At 47.0% G+C, this 24,814-nt stretch carries 21 protein-coding genes and 2 riboswitches; of the genes, 18 read left to right on the plus strand and 3 right to left on the minus strand.

Annotation, left to right across the window (positions count from 1 at the left end):
• Positions 1 to 111: 111 nt before the first annotated feature.
• The 3 genes from ACEW8F_RS08190 to ACEW8F_RS08200 are packed head-to-tail and all read right to left on the minus strand — an operon-like array spanning position 112 to position 1,677.
• A complete protein-coding gene (locus tag ACEW8F_RS08190) occupies positions 112 to 261 on the minus strand; it encodes a hypothetical protein (RefSeq protein WP_373482985.1) in 150 nt (49 codons plus the stop codon).
• Positions 262 to 316: 55 nt separating this feature from the next.
• The gene (locus ACEW8F_RS08195; protein ID WP_373482986.1) at positions 317 to 865 is read right to left on the minus strand and encodes a toll/interleukin-1 receptor domain-containing protein; all 549 of its coding nucleotides are present in this window, start codon (positions 863 to 865) and stop codon (positions 317 to 319) included.
• Positions 866 to 876: 11 nt separating this feature from the next.
• A complete protein-coding gene (locus ACEW8F_RS08200) occupies positions 877 to 1,677 on the minus strand; it encodes a hypothetical protein (protein WP_373482987.1) in 801 nt (266 codons plus the stop codon).
• Positions 1,678 to 2,178: 501 nt separating this feature from the next.
• Positions 2,179 to 2,350, plus strand: a riboswitch (cobalamin riboswitch).
• Between the two features lie 90 nt (positions 2,351 to 2,440).
• Between ACEW8F_RS08200 and ACEW8F_RS08205 the strand changes: the two genes are divergently transcribed.
• The 18 genes from ACEW8F_RS08205 (at position 2,441) to gcvPB (ending at position 24,709) form a co-directional block, all read left to right on the plus strand.
• Positions 2,441 to 3,943, plus strand: coding sequence for an ABC transporter ATP-binding protein (locus ACEW8F_RS08205; protein WP_373482988.1), 1,503 nt, complete (start codon positions 2,441 to 2,443; stop codon positions 3,941 to 3,943).
• Entirely contained in the window at positions 3,943 to 4,674 is a 732-nt protein-coding gene (locus ACEW8F_RS08210; RefSeq protein ID WP_373482989.1) for an energy-coupling factor transporter transmembrane protein EcfT, read from the plus strand. The genes ACEW8F_RS08205 and ACEW8F_RS08210 overlap by 1 nt, the downstream gene beginning before the upstream one ends.
• An 87-nt stretch (positions 4,675 to 4,761) precedes the next feature.
• Entirely contained in the window at positions 4,762 to 5,319 is a 558-nt protein-coding gene (locus ACEW8F_RS08215; protein ID WP_373482990.1) for a hypothetical protein, read from the plus strand.
• Positions 5,320 to 5,447: 128 nt separating this feature from the next.
• Complete coding sequence (locus ACEW8F_RS08220) at positions 5,448 to 6,809, plus strand: UbiD family decarboxylase (protein WP_373482991.1); 1,362 nt, start codon at positions 5,448 to 5,450, stop codon at positions 6,807 to 6,809.
• Between the two features lie 13 nt (positions 6,810 to 6,822).
• Positions 6,823 to 8,898, plus strand: a complete 2,076-nt coding sequence (locus ACEW8F_RS08225) for a hydantoinase/oxoprolinase family protein (RefSeq protein ID WP_373482992.1) — start codon at positions 6,823 to 6,825, stop codon at positions 8,896 to 8,898.
• Positions 8,882 to 10,609: a hydantoinase B/oxoprolinase family protein gene (locus ACEW8F_RS08230; RefSeq protein WP_373482993.1), complete on the plus strand. Its 1,728-nt coding sequence runs from the start codon at positions 8,882 to 8,884 to the stop codon at positions 10,607 to 10,609. The genes ACEW8F_RS08225 and ACEW8F_RS08230 overlap by 17 nt, the downstream gene beginning before the upstream one ends.
• Positions 10,609 to 11,178 carry a UbiX family flavin prenyltransferase gene (locus ACEW8F_RS08235; RefSeq protein WP_373482994.1) on the plus strand — a complete coding sequence of 190 codons (570 nt, stop codon included), beginning with the start codon at positions 10,609 to 10,611 and terminating at the stop codon, positions 11,176 to 11,178. Before ACEW8F_RS08230 ends, ACEW8F_RS08235 begins: the two co-directional genes overlap by 1 nt.
• Positions 11,171 to 11,557 carry a hypothetical protein gene (locus ACEW8F_RS08240; protein ID WP_373482995.1) on the plus strand — a complete coding sequence of 129 codons (387 nt, stop codon included), beginning with the start codon at positions 11,171 to 11,173 and terminating at the stop codon, positions 11,555 to 11,557. Before ACEW8F_RS08235 ends, ACEW8F_RS08240 begins: the two co-directional genes overlap by 8 nt.
• Before the next feature lie 13 nt (positions 11,558 to 11,570).
• Positions 11,571 to 13,301 carry a hypothetical protein gene (locus tag ACEW8F_RS08245; RefSeq protein WP_373482996.1) on the plus strand — a complete coding sequence of 577 codons (1,731 nt, stop codon included), beginning with the start codon at positions 11,571 to 11,573 and terminating at the stop codon, positions 13,299 to 13,301.
• Between the two features lie 279 nt (positions 13,302 to 13,580).
• Positions 13,581 to 14,504, plus strand: a complete 924-nt coding sequence (locus ACEW8F_RS08250) for an AAA family ATPase (RefSeq protein WP_373482997.1) — start codon at positions 13,581 to 13,583, stop codon at positions 14,502 to 14,504.
• A 33-nt stretch (positions 14,505 to 14,537) separates the two neighbouring features.
• Positions 14,538 to 16,304: a nitric oxide reductase activation-like protein gene (locus ACEW8F_RS08255; RefSeq protein ID WP_373482998.1), complete on the plus strand. Its 1,767-nt coding sequence runs from the start codon at positions 14,538 to 14,540 to the stop codon at positions 16,302 to 16,304.
• Positions 16,305 to 16,375: 71 nt separating this feature from the next.
• Positions 16,376 to 17,278: a helix-turn-helix transcriptional regulator gene (locus ACEW8F_RS08260; protein ID WP_373482999.1), complete on the plus strand. Its 903-nt coding sequence runs from the start codon at positions 16,376 to 16,378 to the stop codon at positions 17,276 to 17,278.
• An 81-nt stretch (positions 17,279 to 17,359) separates the two neighbouring features.
• Positions 17,360 to 17,818 carry a GyrI-like domain-containing protein gene (locus tag ACEW8F_RS08265; protein ID WP_373483000.1) on the plus strand — a complete coding sequence of 153 codons (459 nt, stop codon included), beginning with the start codon at positions 17,360 to 17,362 and terminating at the stop codon, positions 17,816 to 17,818.
• A gap of 14 nt (positions 17,819 to 17,832) precedes the next feature.
• Positions 17,833 to 18,459, plus strand: coding sequence for a GyrI-like domain-containing protein (locus tag ACEW8F_RS08270; RefSeq protein ID WP_373483001.1), 627 nt, complete (start codon positions 17,833 to 17,835; stop codon positions 18,457 to 18,459).
• Between the two features lie 124 nt (positions 18,460 to 18,583).
• Positions 18,584 to 18,687, plus strand: a riboswitch (glycine riboswitch).
• 162 nt (positions 18,688 to 18,849) lie between these two features.
• Complete coding sequence (gcvH, locus tag ACEW8F_RS08275; RefSeq protein WP_373483002.1) at positions 18,850 to 19,227, plus strand: glycine cleavage system protein GcvH; 378 nt, start codon at positions 18,850 to 18,852, stop codon at positions 19,225 to 19,227.
• Between the two features lie 26 nt (positions 19,228 to 19,253).
• Positions 19,254 to 21,896 (plus strand): glycine cleavage system aminomethyltransferase GcvT, encoded by a 2,643-nt coding sequence (gene gcvT, locus ACEW8F_RS08280; protein ID WP_373483003.1) that lies wholly within the window; start codon positions 19,254 to 19,256, stop codon positions 21,894 to 21,896.
• A gap of 13 nt (positions 21,897 to 21,909) precedes the next feature.
• Positions 21,910 to 23,256, plus strand: coding sequence for an aminomethyl-transferring glycine dehydrogenase subunit GcvPA (gcvPA, locus tag ACEW8F_RS08285; RefSeq protein WP_373483004.1), 1,347 nt, complete (start codon positions 21,910 to 21,912; stop codon positions 23,254 to 23,256).
• Positions 23,249 to 24,709, plus strand: coding sequence for an aminomethyl-transferring glycine dehydrogenase subunit GcvPB (gcvPB, locus tag ACEW8F_RS08290; protein WP_373483005.1), 1,461 nt, complete (start codon positions 23,249 to 23,251; stop codon positions 24,707 to 24,709). Before gcvPA ends, gcvPB begins: the two co-directional genes overlap by 8 nt.
• The last annotated feature ends 105 nt before the right edge of the window (positions 24,710 to 24,814 follow it).

Raw genomic sequence — 24,814 nt, forward strand, 5'->3', positions numbered from 1 at the left:
TCAGAAGTTGACTGATTAATTCTTTTCGTTCTTTGGTTAGTTTTCGTTGTCTCGCCATAATAAAAATCCTCCCAGATTAAATTTATTTTAACATTAATCTGGAAGGTTTTTCTAGCTTGACACAAAATTATTTACAGTCTCAGATAGTGCAAAAATACCCGCTATCAATGTGACCGCCCAACCTTTGAGAGTGAAAGAATTACCAGCCATTCTGCTAATAACAGATTGGATCATTTCTAAATGTTTAGTTTTATTTTCCATTTATTAACCGTCCTTTTCAATTAAATTTGGAACCACAAGCCAAGCGAAGTAATTGTTAGAGATCTGTCGTCTTTTTCTGTGCATACATAATATCCTCTTTTAATTGGATTTCCGTTTGAGTATTTCTCAGTTCCATCATAAAAGGTATGTATGGATATATTGACATATGCTCTGTTCCTCTGTAAGAGCTATCATAGGCGTCTTTGGGTTTTATTGGAAATAATGCAATATGGTCTTGGAATTTTTGAGCGTCACCAAATCCCAATTCCCAGTTACACCATTTCGAATCGATTGCACCATTAGTTGCCAATAGAATGAATTTTTTACATTGCCTAATCCTGTTTTTTATATTCTCTGCTGTTTTGCCACAAGTGATTTGTGGCATTGAGGTATCACGACTATCAATGTATACTTTTACTGGATATTCTTTCTCTAAGAAACCAACAATATCTTTTAAATCATCAAGATCAGCATGCTTGTGTGATAAAAACACAGTACTACATCCCTTTGAGAATTGATAGGATTCTATTACTGTGCTTTTTGATTCATACAAGCTCGATACTTGATATTGACTAAACTCACGACTTTCAAATATATTCTTCAATATTGTTCATCCTATACTTTCTTAAAGTGTAAAATATCTTTGATCTCATATAGTTTATCCAGTGGTATTGAGCATATATCCTGTTGTCGCTGCTTTTGCCATTCAATTAAATCACCATCTGTCAAGTCTATTAGATCTTCTAATGGAATGTTATAACGTATTTTCAAATCCTCACGTTCTTTAGAGAAATTTGCAGCAGATTCGTTAATAATACTGTTGACATTACGATATTCAGACAGTTTTCGATGTCGTATCATTCGCGTTGTTTCTATTTCTGTATATATCCATGGCGATAATGTATGATTGTTTTTTTCTATGTTTTCAGATACAGTGATTGAATTGGGTGTGTTAACGAAAAAAACGCATTCACATTTATCAATCATTTTTGATAGAGCTGTTGAAAGCATCATATGGACGTGACTTGTTGAGATATTTCTTTTTTCATAACTATAGTTTTTTGAAGAGTTCAAACAATATTTATCATCAAGAAGCTTCAATAGATTATTAGAATATCCCCACACCATGGAATCAATGAAAGTATGTAGCCCAAATTTTTCGTACAGCCAACCAGCAAGTGAAATAACAAGTTTTTCATCTGCATGCGAGTGAGATAAGAAGATATCTGCATTGATTTCTGGAAACCAATCACTTTCAATCAAATTACCGTCCAGTACATCATTTGTACAAATGTATTTTTCCAAATCCTTATGGGTTTTTTCCTTAATTTGATCTGTAGTATTTTTCCCAGATGAATAAAAAGTACTATTGCTAATAATTTTGTCACTTAATTTTACATTGAAACTTGAAAACATATTGTTACCTCGTTGTTTCTCAATAAAAAGATTATACCTCATCGTTATTACCATAACAAGAAAAATGAAGATAATCATACAACGAATTGACGAAAAAATATTGCTGACATTTTCGTGTGGAACAGAAACAGATAATTGAATGGACGACCACCTTGAGTTTAGGTATTGAAACTTGAGGTAACTATCGGAGTGGAGATCTAATATTGAAAAACAGAAATACAGAGAATATTTTTCTGGAAAAGTTCTTTTAATGCGAGGAAATGAGCCCTGTGAGAGAGCGATCTGTAAATTAGGATATGATAAAAGTTACAAGAAGAATTGTGTAGGTTTATGATTTAAATGAATTATGAAGAGGGGTGGTGTGAGTAGAATCCTTTAATATATGAGAATTACTGCATCTAGAGAGATGATATTTTATTATCAATCTTTATCTCAGATTCAAGAAAAAATTCTGTAACTTGTTGACAATTGCCAATAAATTCGCTATGATTGAGTCAATAAAATATCTACAAGATTTATGGTGCCTTGTAAAAGGAGAATAGGGAATCAGGTGAGAATCCTGAACGAACCCATCACTGTAATGGTTTTGTTTCTGCAAATGTCACTGGAAACGGGAAGGCGCAAAAACAGATAAACCAGAGTCAGGAGACCTGCCATTAAATTATAATAGTATGAAACGACGGTAAAGTTTCGGCTATCCTTAGGATTACCCTAGGATAGCTGAAACCTTACCGTTTTTTTTATAGAATCACGAGGCGATCCCATGAAACCGATCATCCAACTGGATATTAAAGCGCTGACCTTTCCGGACGAGCAGGAACCGGCGCTTAAAAACATCAAACTGAATATCAATGAGGGCGAGTTCATTGCCATTACCGGCGGCGCGGCTGCGGGGAAATCGGTATTGCTTCACGCTATTACCTCGGCGGCGCCGAAGTTTTATCCCTGTGCGCTGGACGGGACGGTGAAGGTCGCTGATCAGGATGTGTCCAGCATTCCGCTCTGCCAAATGGCCGACTATCTGGGATATATGATGCAGGAGCCGCAAAACCAGATGGTCAATCGGCGGGTTGGCGATGAGCTGGCGTTTGGGGCAGCGAATCTTAATCTGACTCAGGACGAAATCGCGCACCGGGTCAATGAGATTATGGACTTTCTCGGGATCTGGGCGTTTTCAGACCGGATGACGGATGCCTTATCCGGTGGGCAGGCCCAGAAGGTGGTGCTAGGGAGTATCCTGGCGATGAAAACCCCGATCCTGCTGCTGGATCAGCCCACTGCCGAACTGGATCCCAAAACCAGTTCGGAACTGTATCGGCACCTGGGGCGACTGAACCGGGAGAAAAAGGTCACGACCCTGGTCGTCATGGATAAATCCGGCGCGGTTTTAAAAGACGCCCATCGGGTGCTGGTAATGGAAGCCGGTACGGTGAAAGATTTTTTGCCGGTTGCCGAATATCAGAAAAAATATGGTAATGAGAAAAAGTACCAACGAACCCTACCGTTCATAGTTGATGAAAGTACCGACGTGATTAAGTTAAGCGGTGCGTCGCATTGCTATAAAGGTGGGATAACCGGATGCCAGCCCCTGGACTTCAGTCTCAAAAAAGGCGATTTCACGGCGGTCATCGGTCAGAACGGTTCAGGTAAATCGACTATGCTCAAGCTCATCGAAGGGCTGGTCAAACCAAGTACCGGCAGTGTGGAACTATTCGGGACCGCGGTGACAAAGAAAAATGTCGGTGAACTGCGGCGCCGGATCGGGTTTCTGTTTCAGAATCCTGATGATCAGATCTTTTGCAGTTCGGTCAAAGACGAAATCAGCTATGTTTTAAAAAATAAAAATAGCAGCAATAAGAATCTCAGTCAGCACGAGCAGGAGCAAAAAATTCAGGAAACCCTGGCCCTGATCGGACTGGAGGGACTGGAGGAAATGCATCCCCAGCGGTTGAGCCGGGGACAGCGTCAATTGCTGGCCCTGGGTTCGGTGGTCATAAGTGACCCGGAGTTGATCATTGCCGATGAACCGACCTCTGGCTTAAACGGTCCCCAGAGTCAACTGGTGATGGAAAAACTGGCCCGGCTCAGCCGTCAGGGTGTCACCATCCTGTTGGTGACCCACGATTTGGCAGAGGCCAGAGACTTTGCCAATCGGATTGTGGTGATGCACAATCATCAGCTGGCTCTGGAATTTGCAGCCGCCGCAATGGATGATTATAAAAACGACTTAGTCCGACTGGAACTGATAGAAGGAGGCGATTGTTAATGTTCAAGTTTAAAGAACTGGACCCGCGGCTGAAACTGACCTGGTGTCTGTTTCTGGTTTTGACCGCCCTGGTTTCGCGCAGTATGATCCTCAATGGCGTTTTACTGGGGCTGATTCTGGTCAGTGAACTGCTCTCGGAAAAGACCTTGAAATCATTCAAAATGCTGTCAATTCTGTTGCTGATTATTGGCTCACAGGTATTGATTATCAATCTGATTTTTGGACGGGTCGGAGAGCTGCTTTATTCCTGGGGAATGCTGCAGATTTACAGCGGCTTTATCGCCACCTCGATCCTGGCCTTTCTGAGAATCGGCATCGTTTCATTGTCGGCCTATCAGTTTGGCGTGCACACCGATCCCATGGATATGGCCCAGATGCTGATTTATTGGCATATCCCCTACCGTTATGCGATGCTGGTGCCAATGGTGGCCCGCTTTTTTCCGGTGATGATTGGCGAATACCAGTCCATTTGTGACAGTCAGTCAGCCCGGGGGGTGCCCTGTGATACCGTAGTTGAAAAAATCCGCAATCTGCCGGCCTCGATTTTACCGTTGATGTACCGGGCCATGCGGATATCCAATGATGCGGCGCTATCGGTGGAACTCCGCGGTTATGGCCGCCACCCATCCCGAAATTTTCAGAATAAAATTAATCTCCGTCCCCTGGAAGGGATGACCATCGTCTGCCTGATTATCGGGTTTGGTGGGGTCTTGATAAAAACCATTCTATAATGGCATACCATTGTCTGATTAGAAATTATAATAAATTTCAAATTATAATAAATACAAAAGTAAATTAAAAAAACAGAGGAGAACAACATGCAAAACGAACAAGCAATTGGAAAAAGAAGTATTTTTAAAACGGACACCAAATCTTTAATTGGTGCTGTCGTCATGGGGATCGTATTTGTTATTGCCTGCCAGATTACCGGTCAGATCGATAACATGCTGCCCTGGGGAAAAATGGGGATGTACCTGATTAATGGAACGGTCTGGGCATTTTTTACTGCCATCCTGACCCTGCTTTACAAACAGCCCGGCGGTCTGATTGCCGCTGAAGTAGAAGCGGTCATTTCAGTGATGTATTCGCCGCTATGGGTCGCGTTTATTTTTGCCAACGGAATCGCATCGATCTGGGTATCTTTCGTCGCTGCCAAATATGACATGACCAAATGGTCGCATCACATTATCGCTCAGGCGGGGGTTTGTGTTTTTGGGAACATTATTGTCTCGATCGGTCTGGTTTTCATTCTTGGTCTGCCAGTCAACGTCGCGGCCATTGAAACTCTGATTCTGATTGCGGTGACCTGGCCATTAGCGACCATTGCCACAAAAAAAGTTTATGATGCCTTAATGAAATCAGGTATGGTAAAATAATACGATAAAAGTCTAAAAAAAAATAAAGAAAAATCAAGTGCTTTGGTATCTGTTTGGTAAAACAGGTGCCAAAGCAATTTGTAGTTTTACAAGTAGTTTATTCAATCACAATTAAGGAGAATTTGAATATGAGTCAGGATTTACGGGTGTTTTTAGAACAATTGGATAAAGATGGGGAAATCTGTCATGTGAAGGAACCCGTTAAGCGGGAATATGAAATCAGCACTTTGATGATGGAGCTGGAAAAACAGCGAAAATATCCGGTGATGTGGTTTGATCAGGTGGATGGCGGCGATATTCCGGTGGTGACCAATATTCTCGGCACCAAAGACCGGTTTGCCAGAGCCATGGGCGTTAAAACCGAAGACCTGTCATTTGAGTTTGCCGAACGGATCAAGAATCGTTTTGATGAGGTTAAGGTGGTCGAAAACCCGCCCTGTAATGCCCATTTGATTACTGGCGATGACGTCGATTTAACCAAGCTGCCGATCATTACCCATTTTCCTATTGATGCCGGCCCCTATATTACCTCCGGTCTGACGGTGGCCAAAGATCCCGAAACCGGAGTTGAAACGCTGGGTTTTCATCGGCTGCAGCTAAAAGGTAAAAACAAGTTGGGGATTTCCTTCCATTCCCGCCAGCGGATGTGGGAATTTTTCAGAAAGAGTGAAGAACGGGGCGAGAACATGAAAGCCGCCATCTGTATCGGCGTCCATCCCAATATTGCTTTGGGTTCACAAGCCTCGGTTCCCTATCATCTGGGAAAATATGGTGCCATCGGCGGACTATTTGGCGAGCCTCTGGAAGTATCCCCCTGTGCCACCATCGACCTGAATGTACCCACCTATGCTGAAATTGTGCTGGAAGGGGAAGTCCTCTGCAATGTCCGAGAACCGGAAGGTCCCTTTGCCGAATACACCAATTACGCCTGCTTCCGCAGCACCGAAAATGTTTTCCAGGTCAATGCCATCCGCTACCGGGAAAAACCGATTTTCCACGACATTACCCCGGCGATGAGCAGTGAACACATTACCATCGTCTCGATCCAGCGGGAAGGGGATATCACCAAGTTTTTAAAACAGAATCTGCCCAACATCAAGGCCGTTCATTCGCCCTTATCCTCCTGCGGTATTTTCCACTGCTATGTGTCGATGAAGAAAACCGCCGAAGGCCAAGCGCAACAGGTTATTTTAACCGCCTTGGGGATGGATCATCATATCAAAATGGTGATTGTCGTGGACGAGGACGTCGATGTTTTCAACGAACAGGAAGTGCTGTGGGCCATGGCCACCCGGCTTCAGGCCGACAAGGGAGTGATGATCTTCCCAAATATGATGGGTGAAACCCTCGATCCTTCCACCGGTGACGATGGTCTCACCGCCAAAATGGGCATCGATGCCACCAAACCCCTCAGCGGCTTTTCACCAAAAATCGACATCGATGAAAATGTTACTCACGATATCAAGCGATTGTTTAAATACGTAAAATAGAAGAAGGTCAAAGATGATAAAAATTGCGATTGACACCGGTGGTACCTTTACCGATTATACGTCGGTGGGCTGTGTCGGAGATCAGGCCGAACAGCGGATTGCCCTGAAAAACCCGACCAATCATGAACACCCAGCCCAGGGCATTCTGGCAGGACTTAAAGAATTGGCGGTGGCTTGGGGAACCGATCTGGAAAAACTATTGGAAGAGACTGAAAAAATTTCTCTGGGGACCACCCTGGCCCTGAATGCCCTGCTGGAGAAAAAAGGGGTTAAAACGGCCTTGTTTACCACGGAAGGATTTCGGGATGCCCTGGAAATTCGCCGGGCCCAGCTGGCTAATCAATGGGATCTGGCGATAGAAAACCCGATGGTGCTGGTGCCGCGACGGCTGCGACTGGGGATTGAACAGCGAATGGACTATCAGGGGGTGGTGATCAAAGCCCTTAATGAAGCCGCCGTTCGAGCCGCCTGTCAGAAATGTCGGGAAGCGGACGTAAAAGCCATTGCTGTTTGTTATCTGTTTTCATTTCTCAATCCGGACCATGAAAAGCGGACGGCGGAGATCATCAGAGCGGAACTGCCTGATGTGTTTGTGTCACTATCCTCAGAAGTTTCGCCCCGCATCCGGGAATACGAGCGGACCACGACGACGGTGATCAACGCCTATTGCACTCCGGTGCTGGCCGATTATCTGAAGCAGGTCAAAAAGGAGCTGGCTGCTTTCGGCTGGGATAAACCGGTTCATATTATGAAAAATAGCGGCGGCCTCAGCGATTCGGGGGCTCTGGAAAGCTTTGGGGTAAAAACCCTGCTATCCGGGCCTGCCGGGGGTGCTGTGGGTAATGAATCCCTGGGTAAAACCCTGGGCCGTACCCATACCGTCCTGGCAGATATGGGTGGAACCAGCTTTGACCTCCATGTGGTCAGCGGCGGTGTCAATCAATTGGTGCCACAAACCGAACTGGACGGCTATCCGCTGAGTATTCCGATGATCGATATCCGCTCCATCGGTGCCGGGGGGGGCAGTATCGCCCATGTGGAAGCCGGCGGACGGGTGCTGATTGGTCCGGATTCCGCCGGGTCGATTCCCGGCCCGGCCTGCTATAACCAGGGCGGCGAGAATCCCACCGTTACCGATGCCCTGTTGGTGCTGGGACTGATCAACGGCGACAATTTCCTCGGTGGTAAGCTGCCGCTGTCGCTGGATCAGGCGGTTAAAGCGATTAAAGAAAAGGTGGCCGATCCCTTAAATCTTTCAGTCACCGATGCCGCCCGGATTATCTACAGCATCACCGCCGAAATGATGGCCGATGCCCTGCGGCTGGTGACGACTCAAAAAGGGAATGATCCGCGAATTTACAGTCTCATCAGTGCCGGTGGCGCCTTTGGCCTGTTTGCGGCCAGGATTATGGAATCCCTGCAGATGCCGGAAGCCCTGATTCCGGTGCAGGGGCCGGTATTTTGTTCCTGGGGAATGCTGGGAGCGGCCTGCCGTTATGACATTAACCAGAGTATTCTGATGGAAAAAAGATGTTGGGATGCCAAGCGGTTAAATACCATGGTTGCGGCCATGAAGACCGAAGGGTCGGCGCAGTTGGAACGGCTGGGGGTGGCGAAAAACCGCCAGCACTTTGATCTGATGCTGGAAATGCGCTATGTCAGTCAGCACCACGAAATCTCAGTACCCTGGACCCGGGGCGAATTTAGTCCCGAAAGTGTTCAGGACGTGGAGCGAGCCTTCTACCACACCCATGAAGCCATTTATGAATATGCCGAAGCCAAGGATTGGGAAATTATCGATCTGCATCTGGCCTGTTCCGAATGCGATCAGGAGCATATTTTATTCCCCACGACAACAGCAATAACCGGTGTGACAACTAAAATGGTTGCCGGGGAAGTCTTTAACAGTCACGGCGAGATCACGGTTCCGGTTTACCGGGAAGGCGATTTAACGGAACGCATTAACGGTCCGGCGCTGATAGATTTTGTTTATACGACGCTGATTGTTCCCAACGGCTTTTATTGTATTCAGGAGGACGAAGGCATCTTCGCGCTCAGAAAGGAGGCGACCCATGAATCAGCGAACTGACGATATTATTAACCGCACCGTCATTATGAACCGGCTCGACAGCATCACCAGTGAAATGGGGATCGCCCTGGAGCGTTCGGCCCATTCCCCGATTTTTGCTGAAGCCTGTGATTTTGCCTGCTGTATCTGCGACGAGGCCGGGGAGCTGGTCTCCCAACTTAGCGGCATTCCAATCCTGGCTACCGCCGGATCTTTCAGTGTCAAAGCGGTGCTGAGGAAATTCGGCGGAGCCATCGCCGACGGTGATGTATTTATCATCAACGATCCTTATGATGGCGGCAACCATCTACCGGATATTGGTATCATCACCCCGGTATTTTATCAGGACGAGCTGTTGTTCTTCTGTGTCAGCCGGGCTCATCACGGCGACATCGGCGGTTCCACCGCCGGCAGTTACAACCCCAAGGCGACGGAGATTTTCCAGGAAGGGCTGCGAATTCCACCGACCCGACTGATGAAAAACAACGAAATGATTACCGACGTGCTGGAGCTGATCCGCCTGAATACCCGAAATCCGGAAATGCTCACCAGCGACTTTCTGGCTCAGATCGGTTCCAACCGCCTGGCCGCCCGACGGATCAAAGAGATGTTAGGCACCTATTCCGTGGCCACCGTCAAGAAAGCGGTGACGGAGTCGTTGATTCAGACCGAAACCCTGACCCGTCAGCGCATTGCCGCCACGCCGGACGGCACCTACACCGCCGTTGATTATATTGACGATGACGGTTTTCAAACCGAACCGGTCAAAATCGCCGTGGCGGTGACCATCACCGGTGACCGGATGCTGGTCGATTTTACCGGTACCGACGCCCAGGTCAGAGGCTTTATCAACACCTCGGTGGTGACCGCCACCTGCGCTTCTGGTATCGCGGCCTTATGGTTTCTGGGCAAAGACATTCCCCGGAACAGCGGTGCCTTCCGCTGTATTGAGGTCAATCTGCCCGAAGGTTCGCTGGTCAATCCTAATCTCCCGGCGCCAATGACGCTGTGTACCCTGACTCCGGCCAGTGAGATCATCGGTGTGATCTTCAAAGCCCTGGATCAGGCCCAGTCAGGTCGGGTATCGGCCGGCTACCATCGTTATCTGGGGCCCTCCTTTTATGGGGTCGATCCCCGCAATGATCGCTACTATGTCGGCTTTTCTTTCTGTTCGCTGGGCAGTGGCGGGGCCATGGCCGGCCACGACGGCAAACCCTATATGGCGACCTTATCGAATTTCGGCGGGGTCAAGGCTCCCAATATCGAGTCCAATGAGGTACAATACCCGCATCTGACTCTGCATCATGAGATGGATAATGATACCGCCGGGGCCGGCGAATATCGGGGTGGCTGCGGCATGAAATATGCCTTTGAGATCACCGCTGAAAAGGGTGATGTAGTCAATTTTGGCGATGGCATTAAATTTGCTCCCTACGGACTCCGGGGCGGTCATCAGGGCAGCCTGAACCGCAGCGTTTTTGTTCATGACGGCGAGGAAATCATCATGGAAAGCAAGGAAGCTCCCCGCCATGCGGTTAAAGGTGATCGGATTTACCTGAACACCAGCAGCGGCGGCGGCTGGGGTGAGCCGATGAAACGGCCCCCGCAAAAAGTTTATGATGACGTACTCGATGAGATTATTTCCAAAGAAACCGCCGAAGCAGTTTACGGGGTCATCATCAATGAAGCCGGCATCGATTTTGAAAAAACAGAAAAACGGAGAAACAACTGATGAAAATTGCAGTGGGAATTACCGGCGCATCCGGTGTTGTTTATGGCATCCGGCTGCTGGAAGCCTTAAAAGAGACTGAACACCATGTCTCACTTGTCTTAAGTGAATGGGGCAGCAAAACCATTGGCCTGGAAACCAGTTACACTGAAGACTACGTGCTGTCACTGGCCGACCAGGTCTACGACAGCTGGGATATGGCCGCCGCTGTGTCCAGCGGTTCTTATGGCATCGACGCTACTGTGATTGCGCCCTGCAGCATGAAGACCCTGGCCGGGATTGCCAACGGCTTCAGCGACAACCTGATCGTCCGAATCGGCGATGTGGCCTTAAAAGAACGCAAACCTCTGATTCTGATGGTCCGGGAAACCCCGCTGACCCTGATTCATCTGCGGAATATGACCGCGGTAACCGAGGCCGGTGGAATTATTCTGCCACCGATGCCGGGCTTCTACCACAAACCCCAATCCATTGATGATGTGATCAACCAGAGCGTCGGCAAGGTCTTCGATATGCTGAGGATCCCCCACAATCTGTTTACCCGCTGGGGCCATGAGGACGGCCATGACTGAGCGCATCAAACTGATTCAGGGCACCGGAAAAACGGCGCTTCATTATGAGATCATCCCCGTTGGCAATGACTGGCTGATTTTGCTCACCGGCGGCGATGCCCATATCGGCTGCACTGCCATTGGCGATGATGGTCGACTTTGCAGTTACACGCCTCAGTCCCATAAGGATGATGCCCTGGCGATACCGCTGGCTAAAAAGATATCAGAAACCTGTCATTGCGTCTGTACTGTGGTAGCCGGATTCCATCTCGACGAGATTACCCGGGAGCAAATTGATGAGGTTGTTGCCAATGGTAATATCGGGATCACCCGGATTCTGGCAGCCATTGAAGAAAAGACAAACGAGGGTGGGATTGAAAATACGGGTAGCATTATTTAAAAAGAGGTTCAATATGGATAAGACGTTACAATGGGAATATGATGATTGTGAGTTTGACAATCGGGTTGCAAATTTAATGTGGACAATTTGCGGTGATTATACAACAACAATGGGACAAAATGAAAAGATCAACTTATCAAAAAATAGTGCCCTCTATTATGGGATAACAGCCGGCGGTCGTCGTAAATTTGTGGATTGGAAAAAAATAAATCGTTATGTCGGCAGCCGTATCAACCAGGGTTTCGACCGTCAAAAACTACAGAAACTAGTTTTTTTGGCGATCAATCCGATGGTCATTAGACAAATGGGAAAAGAGCGTCCGGGAGTAATCGATATCCAAAAAGAAGCCTGCGGCGAGATATCAACCTTGCTTGAAAAACCAAAGTCGCAGCAGTTTTTAGATTTAGTGGAATTCGCAATGCTTAAAATCCTGGCTGAAACGGGCAGCAATGAAGAAAAAAGCGTTCAGCAAATGAGCTATAAAATTCTGGAAATTTCAAAAGCGGAAACGACCGATTTTTTCATCAATGCAATTGATGCCCTTTACATCGAATGGTTGAATTTGAAAGCAGTAGCACCGCTCCAATATTTAGATGAACCAAGCAGCGATATCGATGTTATTGATACTGAAGCATTTATCGACCAGTCGGTTGAAGCTATGTTTCAGATAAAAGACCTAAGTAATCTTGAAGGCGAAGACGGGCAAGTATCGGAAAAACCGGATGTTGTCATTGTCAATCAGGTTGATCTTGAGAATCTGCAAAAACAGGTTGCATATTTTTGCGGCCGATCATATCTGGAAACCTATCAGACAAAGAAACTGGAAAATACTCTTTGCAAAGGCGTCCATCGAGATTGTAGCCTGCATTTTACGGAGGGGGTCCTCAGAAGTGAGTGCGATAGTGAAGCCAAAAAAAAATATGCGTTGAGAGATCAACAAAATAATATCACGGCATATCAGGACAACGCCCGAGTTTATATCCGCACAATAAAGCGGTTACGGGACGCTTTGTTGCGCACTCTGGTAATGGAGCGGTCCCGGTATCCAGTTTCAAGCGATTGGGGAACGATAAACCCGCGCAAGCTATGGAGAGTTGGTAAGGTACCCGCAGCCCGCTTATTTGAACGCTTTGACAGCAACGATAAGGGGGGCTTTGTCGTTGATTTATTACTGGATAGCAGCATGTCTCAAAAAGGCCGGGAAGCCGTTGTCGCGATCCAGGCTTACATTATTGCCAGGGCTTTGATTGAAGCCGGGATTCCTTGCCGGGTAACAGGCTTTAACAGTTTTTTAAATTTTACCGTAATGAAGCGTTATCGGGATTACGATGAACCCGTTAAAGCAACCGAGGATATTTTTGAGTATTATTGTGAGGGCAGCAATCGGGATGGCTTAGCAATTCGGAGTGTCTGTGAAAGCCTCTATCGACGTAGCGAAGAAAATAAAATTTTAATCATATTGAGTGATGGAAAGCCCAATGATGTTCGCTTACAACCTAAAAATGGGGCAGCTGCTTTTAGAGGGGTACTAACATATAGCGGTGGAATTGCGTTGGCTGATACGGCAAAAGAAGTGCGCATTGCCAGGCATCGGAGTGTTTCTGTGCTGGGTGTTTTCACTGGGAATGAACGTGATCTTGATGCAGAAAAGCATATCTATGGCAAGGATTTTGTTTTTACCCGTAACATCAATCATTTTGCAGATATTGTAACGACTTACTTAAAACGAGTTATTACGAATTAAAACGATCTGATGCAGGTTTGGATAACCACCAAAAGACCTTTGTCATCAGATAGAAATAGCGGTACTATGAATGAGGGCGGTCGTTCCTTTGGCGGCGCCAAAAATTACGGCGATTGAATTACAGGTGTTTTGCGATTTAAGCTAAAAGGCTCCAAAAGGGATAAATTTTTGTTGTTTTGCATTTTTTCTAACCATTCCGCTGGGTTTTGTGTTATATTCAAATCATTCTAAATAAACAGTTGCAGGATTAGTGCAAGCATTAGCGAAAGGAAAAAATTTATGAGATTAACACAGGAATTATTAAAACAGGGAATCAGCGAAAAACTGCTCGATGATATAAAATATTTCAAACACTTTTATAAATTGGAAGAGCGTCTTCAGGATCGCGTTCCCAGTACTGAAACTGTTTTTTACGGCAAGGATATCTGGTCGATGTGCATTACCGCTATTTTAGAGGGGGAGAACATTCTGCTCTCTGGTCCCAAGGCCACCGGGAAAAATGTCCTCGCAGATAACATCTGCGAACTCTTCAACCGTCCTCAGTGGAATACCTCCTTCCATGTGAACACCGACAGCTCCAGCCTGATCGGTACCGATACCTTTATTGATAATGAGGTCCGGTTGCGCCGGGGATCGGTTTATGAGTGCGCGATCAACGGCGGCTTTGGCGTTTTTGACGAAATTAATATGGCTAAGAATGATGCCTTGGTAGTCCTCCATTCAGCACTTGATTATCGAAAGGTTATCGATGTGCCAGGCTATGAAAAAATCAAACTCCATGACGCCACCCGCTTTATTGGCACGATGAACTATGAATATGCCGGTACCAAAGAGCTTAATGAAGCCCTGGTATCCCGTTTTATGACCATTGATATTCCTCAGATTGAAGAAGAAACGCTGATGATTATTTTAAAAGAATATTTTCCGGATGCCAACGAAGAAATTTTGCCGCAGTTTGCCGGGATCTTTCTGGACCTTCAGGAAAAATCAAAAAATTCTGAAATTTCCACTAAATCGGTGGATCTGCGGGGGATTATCGGCAGCCTGAAAACCATCCGCCGGGGACTCAAACCGATGCTGGCCGTGGATATGGGCGTCATCGGCAAAACCTTTGACCAGTTCGAAAAGGAAATTGTGCTGGATGTTATCAAAACTCGGATCCGCGAAAGTTGGGAAGCCGCCGATGTTTTTACCGGTCGCTAAAGCCCCACAATCCAGAGAAGGGAGGGAAACGCTTTGAAGGATGCCAAATGGATGTACGAAGACTTTGAATTTGACAATCGAGTTGCCAATTTGATGTGGACTGTTTCCGGCGATTATGACGAAAATATGGACAGCGGCGAGAAAAGCTTTATTTCAAAAAATGTCGCTCTTTATCATGCCGTTACTGCCGGGGGACGGCGAAAATATATTAACTGGCCCAGCGTCAAAAAATACGTCATCAGCCGTCATCGGGCCGGTTTTAATAAAGATATTCTATTAAGCCTCATTGCCATGGGCAGCGATGTGGTGGTGGAAGAAAAGATTATTGCCGAACGTCCCGGGGTTTATGATATCCGCAAAAATGCCTACGATGATATCCTCAGCAATTATTATAAACTGCATACCAGTGACCTGCTGGAAAAGGTGCGCCACACCATGATTCTCGAAAAAATCGGAAAAACTCCGATGGTAGACACCGAAACCCGGAACATTGCCAATGATTTAATGGCACTGCAAAAGCGCGAAGATACCATTGAACTGCTCCGTGGCATTGAAGATGTCTATTTGAAATATTTCCCTCTGTTTGTCGAAGGCGAAGCCGGTGATGATTCTGAATCCGGACACAATAAAAATCATATCCGGGGCGATTTTTCGGACTTTATGCTGGAAGAAATGTTTGAAGATCCTGAAGATCAGGATATTGAAGCCTCCATTGAAGAAATTGCTGAAGCTCTGCTGGGAGAATCCCAGGGCGATATGGCCAATATCAACAGTGCCAATGATAACCGGGTTTTGCGGGTTCAGGAAGAAGACATCGAAAAAATATATGAAAAAGTGGCCTATTATTATGGCAACTCTTTTTTAGAGACGAGTGATGTCAAAAAACTCCAGAATCGGGTCTGCAGAGGGGAGCACGGTAATTGTCGGATTCATATGACCGATGGGGTAATCCGCAGCGACTGCAAAAATGAATTTCAACAGAAATATGTGCAGCGACATCAGGTTAAAAATACGGACGTGTTCCGGGCTAACTACAAGGTGTTCAAAAGGAATATCAATAAACTTAGGGAAAGCATGTCCCGAACCCTGGTTCAGGAAGAAATTATCGACGCTATCCCATCAGATGCGGGTCAACTGATCCCCAGCAAACTCTGGCGGATTGGCCGCAGCAGTAACAACAAGGTGTTCGTAAAGAATATTGATAACAATAAGGGCAGTTTTGTGGTGGATATCCTCATTGATTCCAGTGGTTCCCAACGGCGCAATCAGTCTCGGGTAGCCATCCAGGCCTATATTCTGGCGATGGCATTAACCCAGCTGGGACTTCCTAATCGGGTGTTGGGTTTTTCCAGTTTTCTGGATTATACGGTGATCAAACGCTTCCGGGATTATGAATCCCCCCTTTCCGCCAATGATAATATCTTTGAATATTACTGTTCCGGGAACAACCGCGATGGTTTGGCTATTAAGGCTACCTGCGAAGATTTGATTAAACGCCGGGAAGATAACAAAATTCTGATCGTGCTGAGCGACGGACGGCCCAATGATATCAAGGTGGGAAAAGGTCAGGTCAACGATTTAACCGCAGCCTACCGGGGGCGGGTGGCGATAGCCGATACAGCCCGGGAAGTCCGGTTTGCCAGACAGCTGGGAATTATGGTGCTGGGCGTTTTCACCGGCAAAGAACAGGATCTGATGGCCGAAAAACTGATCTACGGCAAGGATTTTGCCTATATCAAGGATATCAATCGCTTTGCCGATATGGTTATTAAGTATTTGAAGCAGATTATTATAAGTTGACGAAACCGCTGTCTAATGAGAAGGATTATTGGGCAGCGGTTTTTATTGACTTAAAGAAAGGGGGATAACAGGTGCAGATCAATCGATTGCTGGAAACGGTCTATATTCTGATTGAAAAGAAAAAGATCACCGCCCAGGAATTATCCGATTATTTTGAAGTATCCCAGCGGACCATTTACCGGGATGTGGAAGCCTTAAGTGCTGCTGGGATTCCCGTCTATGCGGAAAAAGGTAAGGGCGGCGGGATCCGGCTGTTGGATAACTATGTGATTAAAAAATCGCTGCTTTCTGAGCAGGAACAGGTTAATCTGTTGGCATCGCTACAGGGGATGAAGGCCTTAAACGGACCGGAACTGGATCCGGTGCTGAGAAAACTGGCAACCCTGTTTGAAAAAAAAGATGCCGACTGGATTGAAGTCGACTTTTCCCACTGGGGTGGCGGTGCCTCTGAGCGGGAAAAATTCAACGATCTAAAAAGCGCGATTCTCAATAAAAACCGCATCGCGTTTGACTACTTCAGTGCCTCCGGCAAAAAGACCGGGCGCTGTATTGAACCGCTAAAGCTTTTGTTTAAGGGGCAATCCTGGTATGTCTACGGATTTTGTCTGACCAAAGAGGCGCTGCGTTTTTTCAAGGTCAGCCGGATCAGACAGCTTAGCCTGTCAGCAGATTCCTTTGCCCGAACCCTGCCGGAGGGCACTGTTTTTGAAACACCGGAAATAAGCATTGCCCCAATCAGGCTGGTTCTGAAAATTGATGCGGCCATGGCTTATCGGGTTTACGATGAATTTGATCCGACGGCGATCACAAAAAATCAGGATGGCACCTTTATGGTCACAAGCAGTTTGCCCGGGGATGGCTGGGTGGAAGGCTATATCCTTTCTTATGGGGATGCCGTCGAGATAGTCGAACCCCAGTGGCTGCGGGAGGCGATTAAGCAAAAACTGGAGAATAGTTTAAAAAAGTATCTTTAATATGACATCAGGTGTCAGGTTTACAGGCGTATACTGATCTTATCAATAAGAACAAAATGATAAGAGAGAAGAGGTATACAAATGGATTATGAAGTGGTACAACTAACAGAAAAGCAGATAGCAGGTTTGAAAATACGGACCAGTAATAACGATCCCCAGATGGGCGAAAAAATTGGGGCGACCTGGCAGCGTTTTTATGGCGAGGGGATTGAAGCAGCCCTGACTGGCCGAGAAAATGATAAGTGTATTGGTCTTTACAGCGATTATGAAAATGGTGTGGCCGATGACTATGAGGTTATGGTTGGCTGTGAAGTGGCAGCTGGGGCGTCCCAACCACAGCCGGTTGCGACAAAAACCATTGCGGCCGGGAACTATGCAAAATTTATTGTCCATGGTGATGTCCAGCAGGCCGTTGGCGACTTCTGGATGAAGCTTTGGGGGATGGAACTTGACCGGAAATTCGGCAGTGATTTTGAGGAATATCAACCGGGGGAAGATATGGCCAACGCCGAGATCCATATCTATATTTCATTGAATTAAGGGAGACGCAAACGATGGACAAAGTCGATTATAAAAAGCAATTTAAGAGCTTATATCTGCCCAAAAAGCAGCCAACAATTATGGCAGTTCCGCTGATGCGCTTCGCCATGCTGGATGGTAATGGCGATCCCAATGGGGAAGAGTTTGCTGAGGCGGTTACGGCGCTGTACAGCTTCAGTTATGCAGTAAAAATGTCCTATAAGAGTAAAGCGATCCCTGACAGCTATTACGACTATACCGTTTTCCCTCTGGAAGGGATCTGGGATCTAGTCGATAAGACCAGATCCAGTGCAGATAAAAGCAATTATGCTTATACGATGATGATCCGCCAGCCGGATTTTCTGACCAACGAACTGGCAATGCGTTTTATCACGGAAGTCAAAAAGAAAAAGCCCAATGATTTTCTCGATCACATTCGGCTTGAGGATTTGGAAGAAGGTACCTGCTGTCAGATGCTGCATTTGGGCAGTTATGATGATGAGCCAGCCAGTTTTGAGAAGATGGAGAAATTTTGTAATGAAAATGGCTATCTACGAACCGATAAAACCCATCGGGAAATCTATCTTTCCGATCCCCGCCGGACTGAGACGGCCAAATTAAAAACGGTGTTGCGGTTTAAGGTAAGCATGCTATGTAAGTAATCGATAAAGGTGGTTGACAATCCCCCCTGGAAAGGGTTATACTCACATAAAGCATAAAGAAATATCGATACGAAATATTCAAACAAATAGGAAGAACTCAACACAATTAAATAGTTGCGAATGGATGATGGCTACGGGAGAGTCTGCATAAGTGCAGCACCGAAGGATAAAGCCGATATTTAGCTAATATCGGTGATGATCTCAGGTAAAGGGGACCGTAACCGGACATAACTCTGGAAAGCGTAGCACCGAAGGGGCAACTTCCTAAAGGAACGAAACTCTCAGGTCAATAACAGAGCAGAAGGCGTAAGCCTTCTGTTTTTTTGTTTATAAAATTTCGGAGTGGGTATTGAATTTACAAAAAAATAAAAAATAGTGGAGGAAATGAAGATGAAAATTGTTGAAGGTTTGAAGTATTCAAAAGATCACGAGTGGGTAAAAGTTGAAGGCAATCTGGCCACCATCGGGATAACCGATTATGCCCAGCATTCCCTGGGCGATATTGTCTTTGTCGAATTGCCGGAGATTGGTGATGCAATTGGCAAAGAGGAGACCTTTGGCGTGGTGGAATCGGTAAAAGCCGCATCTGATATTTATTTGCCAGTATCCGGAACGGTTGTTAAAATAAATGAAGCCCTGGTTGATGAGCCAGAACTGCTCAATACTGATGCCTTTGAAAACTGGATGATCTGTGTTGAAATGGACGATCCGGCGGAACTGGATGCGCTCATGGATGCCACAGCATACGAAACCATCTGTCATGACTAAAATGCAGAAAACAGGAGATTAAGTAAATGGGAAATTTAAAACGCACACTTTTTTATGATAATCATGTCAAAGCCGGGGCAACGCTGGTGGACTTCGGGGGCTGGGAAATGCCGATCCAGTATCCGGCCGGGATTGTCGATGAACATATTCATACCCGCATTAAATCAGGAATCTTTGATGTCTCCCATATGGGCCGATTCATTGTCTCCGGGAAGGAAGTCATCGACTTTTTGCAACATGTGTTAACCAATAATGTGCTGGCGCTGGATCTGCTGCAGGCTCAATACACGATGATCCAGAATTGTAACGGCGGAGCATTGGATGACGCTTATCTGTATCGCTTTTATGAAGATGAGTTTCTGCTGGTGGTCAATGCGGCCAACGCCGAAAAAGACTGGAAGCACCTGAACACCGAAATAAAATTTTTTGATGCCAAAATCGTTGATCGATCCGCTGAGATTGCGATGATTTCGCTGCAGGGTCCCGATTCAAAAACGGTACTTAAAAAACTCACGGGCAGCGAGAATCTTACCGAGCCGCTAAAAAATGCTCTGGCAATTCTTGATTATCAAGGTGAGACCTTGCTGATTGCCCGAACCGGATACACCGGCGAACCCCTGGGCTTTGAACTTTTCGCAAAGGCATCGCAAGCCGCCGAAATCTGGGAAAAGCTGCTTGAGCTGGGAGCCATGGCCATCGGCCTGGGCGCCCGGGATACCTTAAGACTGGAAGCCGGGCTACCCCTTTATGGCCATGAGCTAGGCCTTGATAGCGATGGTAATGAAATACCAATTTTTTCTTGCCCACTGGCCAAATTTGCGGTCAGCTTTGCCGAAGTCAAAGGCGATTATATCGGCCGGGCAGCCCTGGCTAAACAATATCTTGGGTTTAAAAAAATTATGGAACGGGATCTTTCAGATTTGTCGGAATTAGCCCGGATTGTCAGACCGATTGCCATTACTGGCCGCGGCATTGCCCGAGCTGGCTGTCAGGTTTTTAAAAATGGAAAGGCAGTCGGCTATATTACCAGTGCCACCATGGTACCTTATTTAAAGGCGGAAGGATACGGGCTGGAAAGCAAAATCACCGACGAGAAAGCGATGCGGGCCATCGGCCTGGCCCTGATCGATGGCGATGTTGAATTAAATGATCGGGTTGATGTGGAAATCCGCGGCAAGATGGTAGCGGCAGTGATTGCCCCCTATCATATGAAAAGCGATGCGCCACCCTTTGCCAGGCCGATCATTTATGGGGTCGAAATTGAGCGTCAGTTTGACAGTGCTCCAGATTATCAAACCAAAGCCCTGAATTTGCTGGAAAGAAGCTTTGACAATACCATTTTGAGACAGCATCAAACCATTAACCTGATCCCATCGGAACAGTCTCATTCAGCGGCGGTGCGGTTATTGTCGGTGATGGATCCCTCTTTCCGTTATGCGGAGCACAAAAAAACAAAATCCTTCTATGATTATGATGTGTTTTATTATCAGGGGACGGCCTTTATTGATGAGATTGAATATCTGTTGATGGAAGAAATGAAAAAATATCTTCGTTGTGCCGAGGTAGAAACCCGGGTGATCAGCGGGCAGATGGCCAATGTGGCGGTCTTCAGTGCGCTAATGGATTATAAAAACCGGGTCAACCGCAAGGTTGATGCCAAACGTTTGGGTTATGTGATGAACAATCATATCATCAGAGGCGGTCATTTAAGTGCCCAGCCGATGGGTGCCCTCCATGACTATATTGCCATTGATCCTCAAACGGAAAAAACAGCGATCGTGAATTTCCCGGTGGAAAAGGACAACCCCTTTAAAATCGATGTGGTCGAAACCAAAAAGGTCATCGCCCAATATCAGCCGGAGCTGATTATCTTTGGTAAGAGTATGGTCTTGCATAAGGAACCCGTTCGGGAAATCAGAAACTTCGTCGATGCCCAGAAACTGGGTTCGATTATTATGTATGATATGGCTCATGTTCTGGGGCTGGTAGGTGACCACTTCCAGGATCCCTTTGCTGAAGGGGCGGAACTGGTGACCGGTTCCACCCACAAAACCTTCTTTGGAACGCAAAGAGGTGTCATTGCCGGTAATTATGACAAGGATGATTATAAATATGGCCTCTGGGAAACCATTGAAACCCGGGCTTTCCCGGGCAGTGTCAGCAATCATCATCTGGGGACGATGCTGGGGTTGCTGATGGCTACCTACGAAATGAACTATTTTAAAGACGAATACCAGCAGAATGTTATTAACAATGCCAAATATTTTGCCAAATGTCTGGCCGATGCCGGCCTGGATGTGGCTGGCGATCCGGCCATCTCCTATACCGAGACCCACCAGGTGGTGGTGCGAGTTGGTTATGGGATTGGACCGCAAGTCGCCAATCGACTGGAAGCCAACAATATTATCATCAACTATCAGGCCACCCCGGAAGAAGAGGGCTTTACCGCGTCCGGCGCCATTCGTATCGGCGTGGCGGAAATGACCCGGTTTGGTTTTGGCATCAAAGAGTTTGAAGAAACCGCCGGCTTGATGGCCGATGTGATCTTGCGAAATAAAGATGTTAAAGAAGATGTGATGAAGCTGAGAGGCAATTTCACCAATCTCAAATATTGCTTTGATGATGAAGCAATCGCCGCACAGCTGGAAAAACTCAAATCTATAATATAAAGGAGGACAAATCGTGGCATCCTATTTATCAAGTACCAAAGAAGAACAACAAGCCATGCTTTCGGAGATCGGTCTGTCATCAGTGGAGGCGCTTTTTGCCGATCTTCCGGAATCGGTTTGTCTGAGCCGGGATCTGGAATTACCACCGGCCTTATCAGAAATGGAGCTGACCAGCTACATGCGGAAACTGTCCCAGAAAAACATCAGTCTTGATGACACCAGATGTTTTCTCGGCGCCGGCGCCTATGACCATTTCATTCCCAGTGTGGTCGGTAATCTCACCTCGCGGCAGGAGTTTTATACGGCCTATACCCCCTATCAGCCGGAAATCAGCCAGGGCACCCTGCAGGCAATCTTCGAGTTTCAGTCGATGATCTGTGAACTGACCGGCATGGACATTGCCAACGCCTCAATGTATGATGGCGCCACCGCTCTGGCCGAGGCAGTCGCTATGGCCGCTAGCCAGACCGGCAGAAATGAGGTGCTGATCGCCAATACCGTTCATCCCGAGAGCCGCGAAGTGTTAAAAACCTATGCGCACTACAAGGGCATTGCGGTTAAAGAGATTGGCTACCATAATGGCAGCATCGATCTAGACGCTCTGGCAGCGGCGTGTTCCGATCAAACAGCGGCGGTGATCGTCCAGAGTCCCAACTTTTTTGGCATCATTGAAGATCTCGGTCAGGCTGCCGAAGTGACGCACCAGCATAAGGCGCTGCTGATTGCCAGTGTCGATCCGATTTCCTTGGCAATTCTTAAATCTCCCGGCGAGCTGGGAGCCGATATCGTTGTCGGAGACGGCCAGTGTTTGGGTAATCCGATCAGTTTTGGCGGACCGGGTCTTGGTTTCATGGCCACCTCCAAAAAATTGATGCGGAAGCTGCCGGGCCGGGTCGTTGGTCAGACCACCGATGTCGATGGTAAGCGCGCCTTTGTGCTGACCCTGCAGACTAGAGAGCAGCATATCCGCCGGGACAAGGCGACTTCTAACATTTGCTCCAACCAGGCCTTAAATGCTTTGGCGGCGACCATTTACATGACTGTTCTCGGCAAGGAAGGCTTAAAAGAAGTGGCCACCCTCTGCCTCAACAAAGCCCATTACCTTCATGACCAGTTGATCCAATCGGGGGAATTTACGCCCATTTTTTCGGCGCCCTTTTTCAAGGAATTTGCCGTCAGCAGCACTGGTGATACCGAAGCACTGAACAATGCTCTGCTCGCAGATCAGATTATTGGCGGCTATGTTGTGGAGAAATCGTACCCGGAGCTAAAAAACGGCTGGCTGCTGGCGGTGACCGAAAAACGAACCCGACTGGAAATGGACAGTTTAGTAGAAAAGGCGGTGAACCATTGTGATTAAGAACGAAGCACTGATTTTTGAAAAGTCGGTTCCGGGCCGCAGAACCAGCCTGTTACCGGCCTGTGATGTCCTGGAAAGGGACCTTACCAGCGTCATTCCGGCCACGTTTTTGCGGCAGCAGTCGGCAGAACTGCCAGAAGTTAGCGAGGTGGATACGGTTCGGCACTTTACCGCCTTATCGAAAATGAATCACGGTGTGGATTCCGGCTTTTACCCGCTGGGTTCCTGTACCATGAAGTATAATCCCAAGGTCAATGAAGATGTAGCCAGATACAGTGGGTTCTCGCGAATCCACCCCTATCAGTCAGAAAAAACCGTTCAGGGTGCTCTGGAACTCCTTTATCAAACTGATCTGATGCTGGCGGAAATCACCGGAATGGCGCGGGTATCGCTGCAACCAGCGGCTGGCGCCCATGGGGAAATGACCGGACTGATGATTATCAAAGCCTATCATCAAAATCGCGGTGACACGAAGCGACAAAAAATCGTCGTGCCGGATTCGTCCCATGGTACCAATCCGGCTTCGGCGGCAGTGGTTGGTTTTGATGTGATTGAAGTAAAATCCAATGAATTTGGCGGTGTCGATATCCCGTCATTAAAGGCCGTGATGAGTGATGAGATTGCCGGGCTGATGCTCACCAATCCCAGTACCCTGGGTTTGTTTGAAGAAAACATCGTCGAAATAGCCCAGATTGTCCATCAGGCGGGCGGATTGCTCTATTATGACGGAGCCAATATGAATGCCATTATGGGCAAGACCCGACCCGGCGACATGGGTTTTGATGTGGTGCACCTAAATCTGCACAAAACCTTCAGTACCCCCCATGGCGGCGGCGGCCCGGGTTCCGGTCCGGTGGGGGTCACAAAAGAGTTGGTTCTCTTCCTGCCGGGGCCCGTGGTGGAACGGGCCGTTGATAAGTATGTTCTGGATCACAATCGCCCCTTATCGATTGGCCGGGTTAAATCTTTCTATGGCAATTTTGGGGTAGTGGTCAAAGCCTTTGCCTACATCCGCTCATTAGGGGCTGTCGGTCTTCGGGAGGCCTCAGAGATTGCGGTGCTCAATGCCAATTATATTAGGGCTAGACTCCAGGATGCTTACGACCTGCCCTTCGGCAAAATCTGTATGCATGAGGTGGTTTTCTCGGCTCAGAAGCAGAGCAAATTTGGGGTTTCGGCCCTGGATATTGCCAAACGGCTGATTGATTTTGGTTATCATCCGCCGACGATTTATTTCCCCTTGATTGTCAAAGAAGCGTTGATGATTGAACCGACGGAGACTGAAAGCAAGGAAACACTGGACGAGTTTATTGAAGCGATGCTACAAATTGCCAGGGAAGCAGAAACAAGTCCGGAGCTGTTAAAGGAAGCACCCCATGATACCATCGTAAAACGGTTGGATGAGGTCAAGGCGGTGCGAAAACCGGTACTACGATATGCCAAAGAGGTATAAAGAGGAGTAATCGCTTAAAAAGTAATTTCCGGGGTAAAAAGATAAGAGCATAACGGATCGCGACACCGCCGATTGGTGTTTAAAAACTGGCTGACGCCTGAAGAT

Origin of the sequence: Acetobacterium sp., from assembly GCF_041752335.1 — a bacterium.
Lineage (GTDB): Bacteria > Bacillota > Clostridia > Eubacteriales > Eubacteriaceae > Acetobacterium.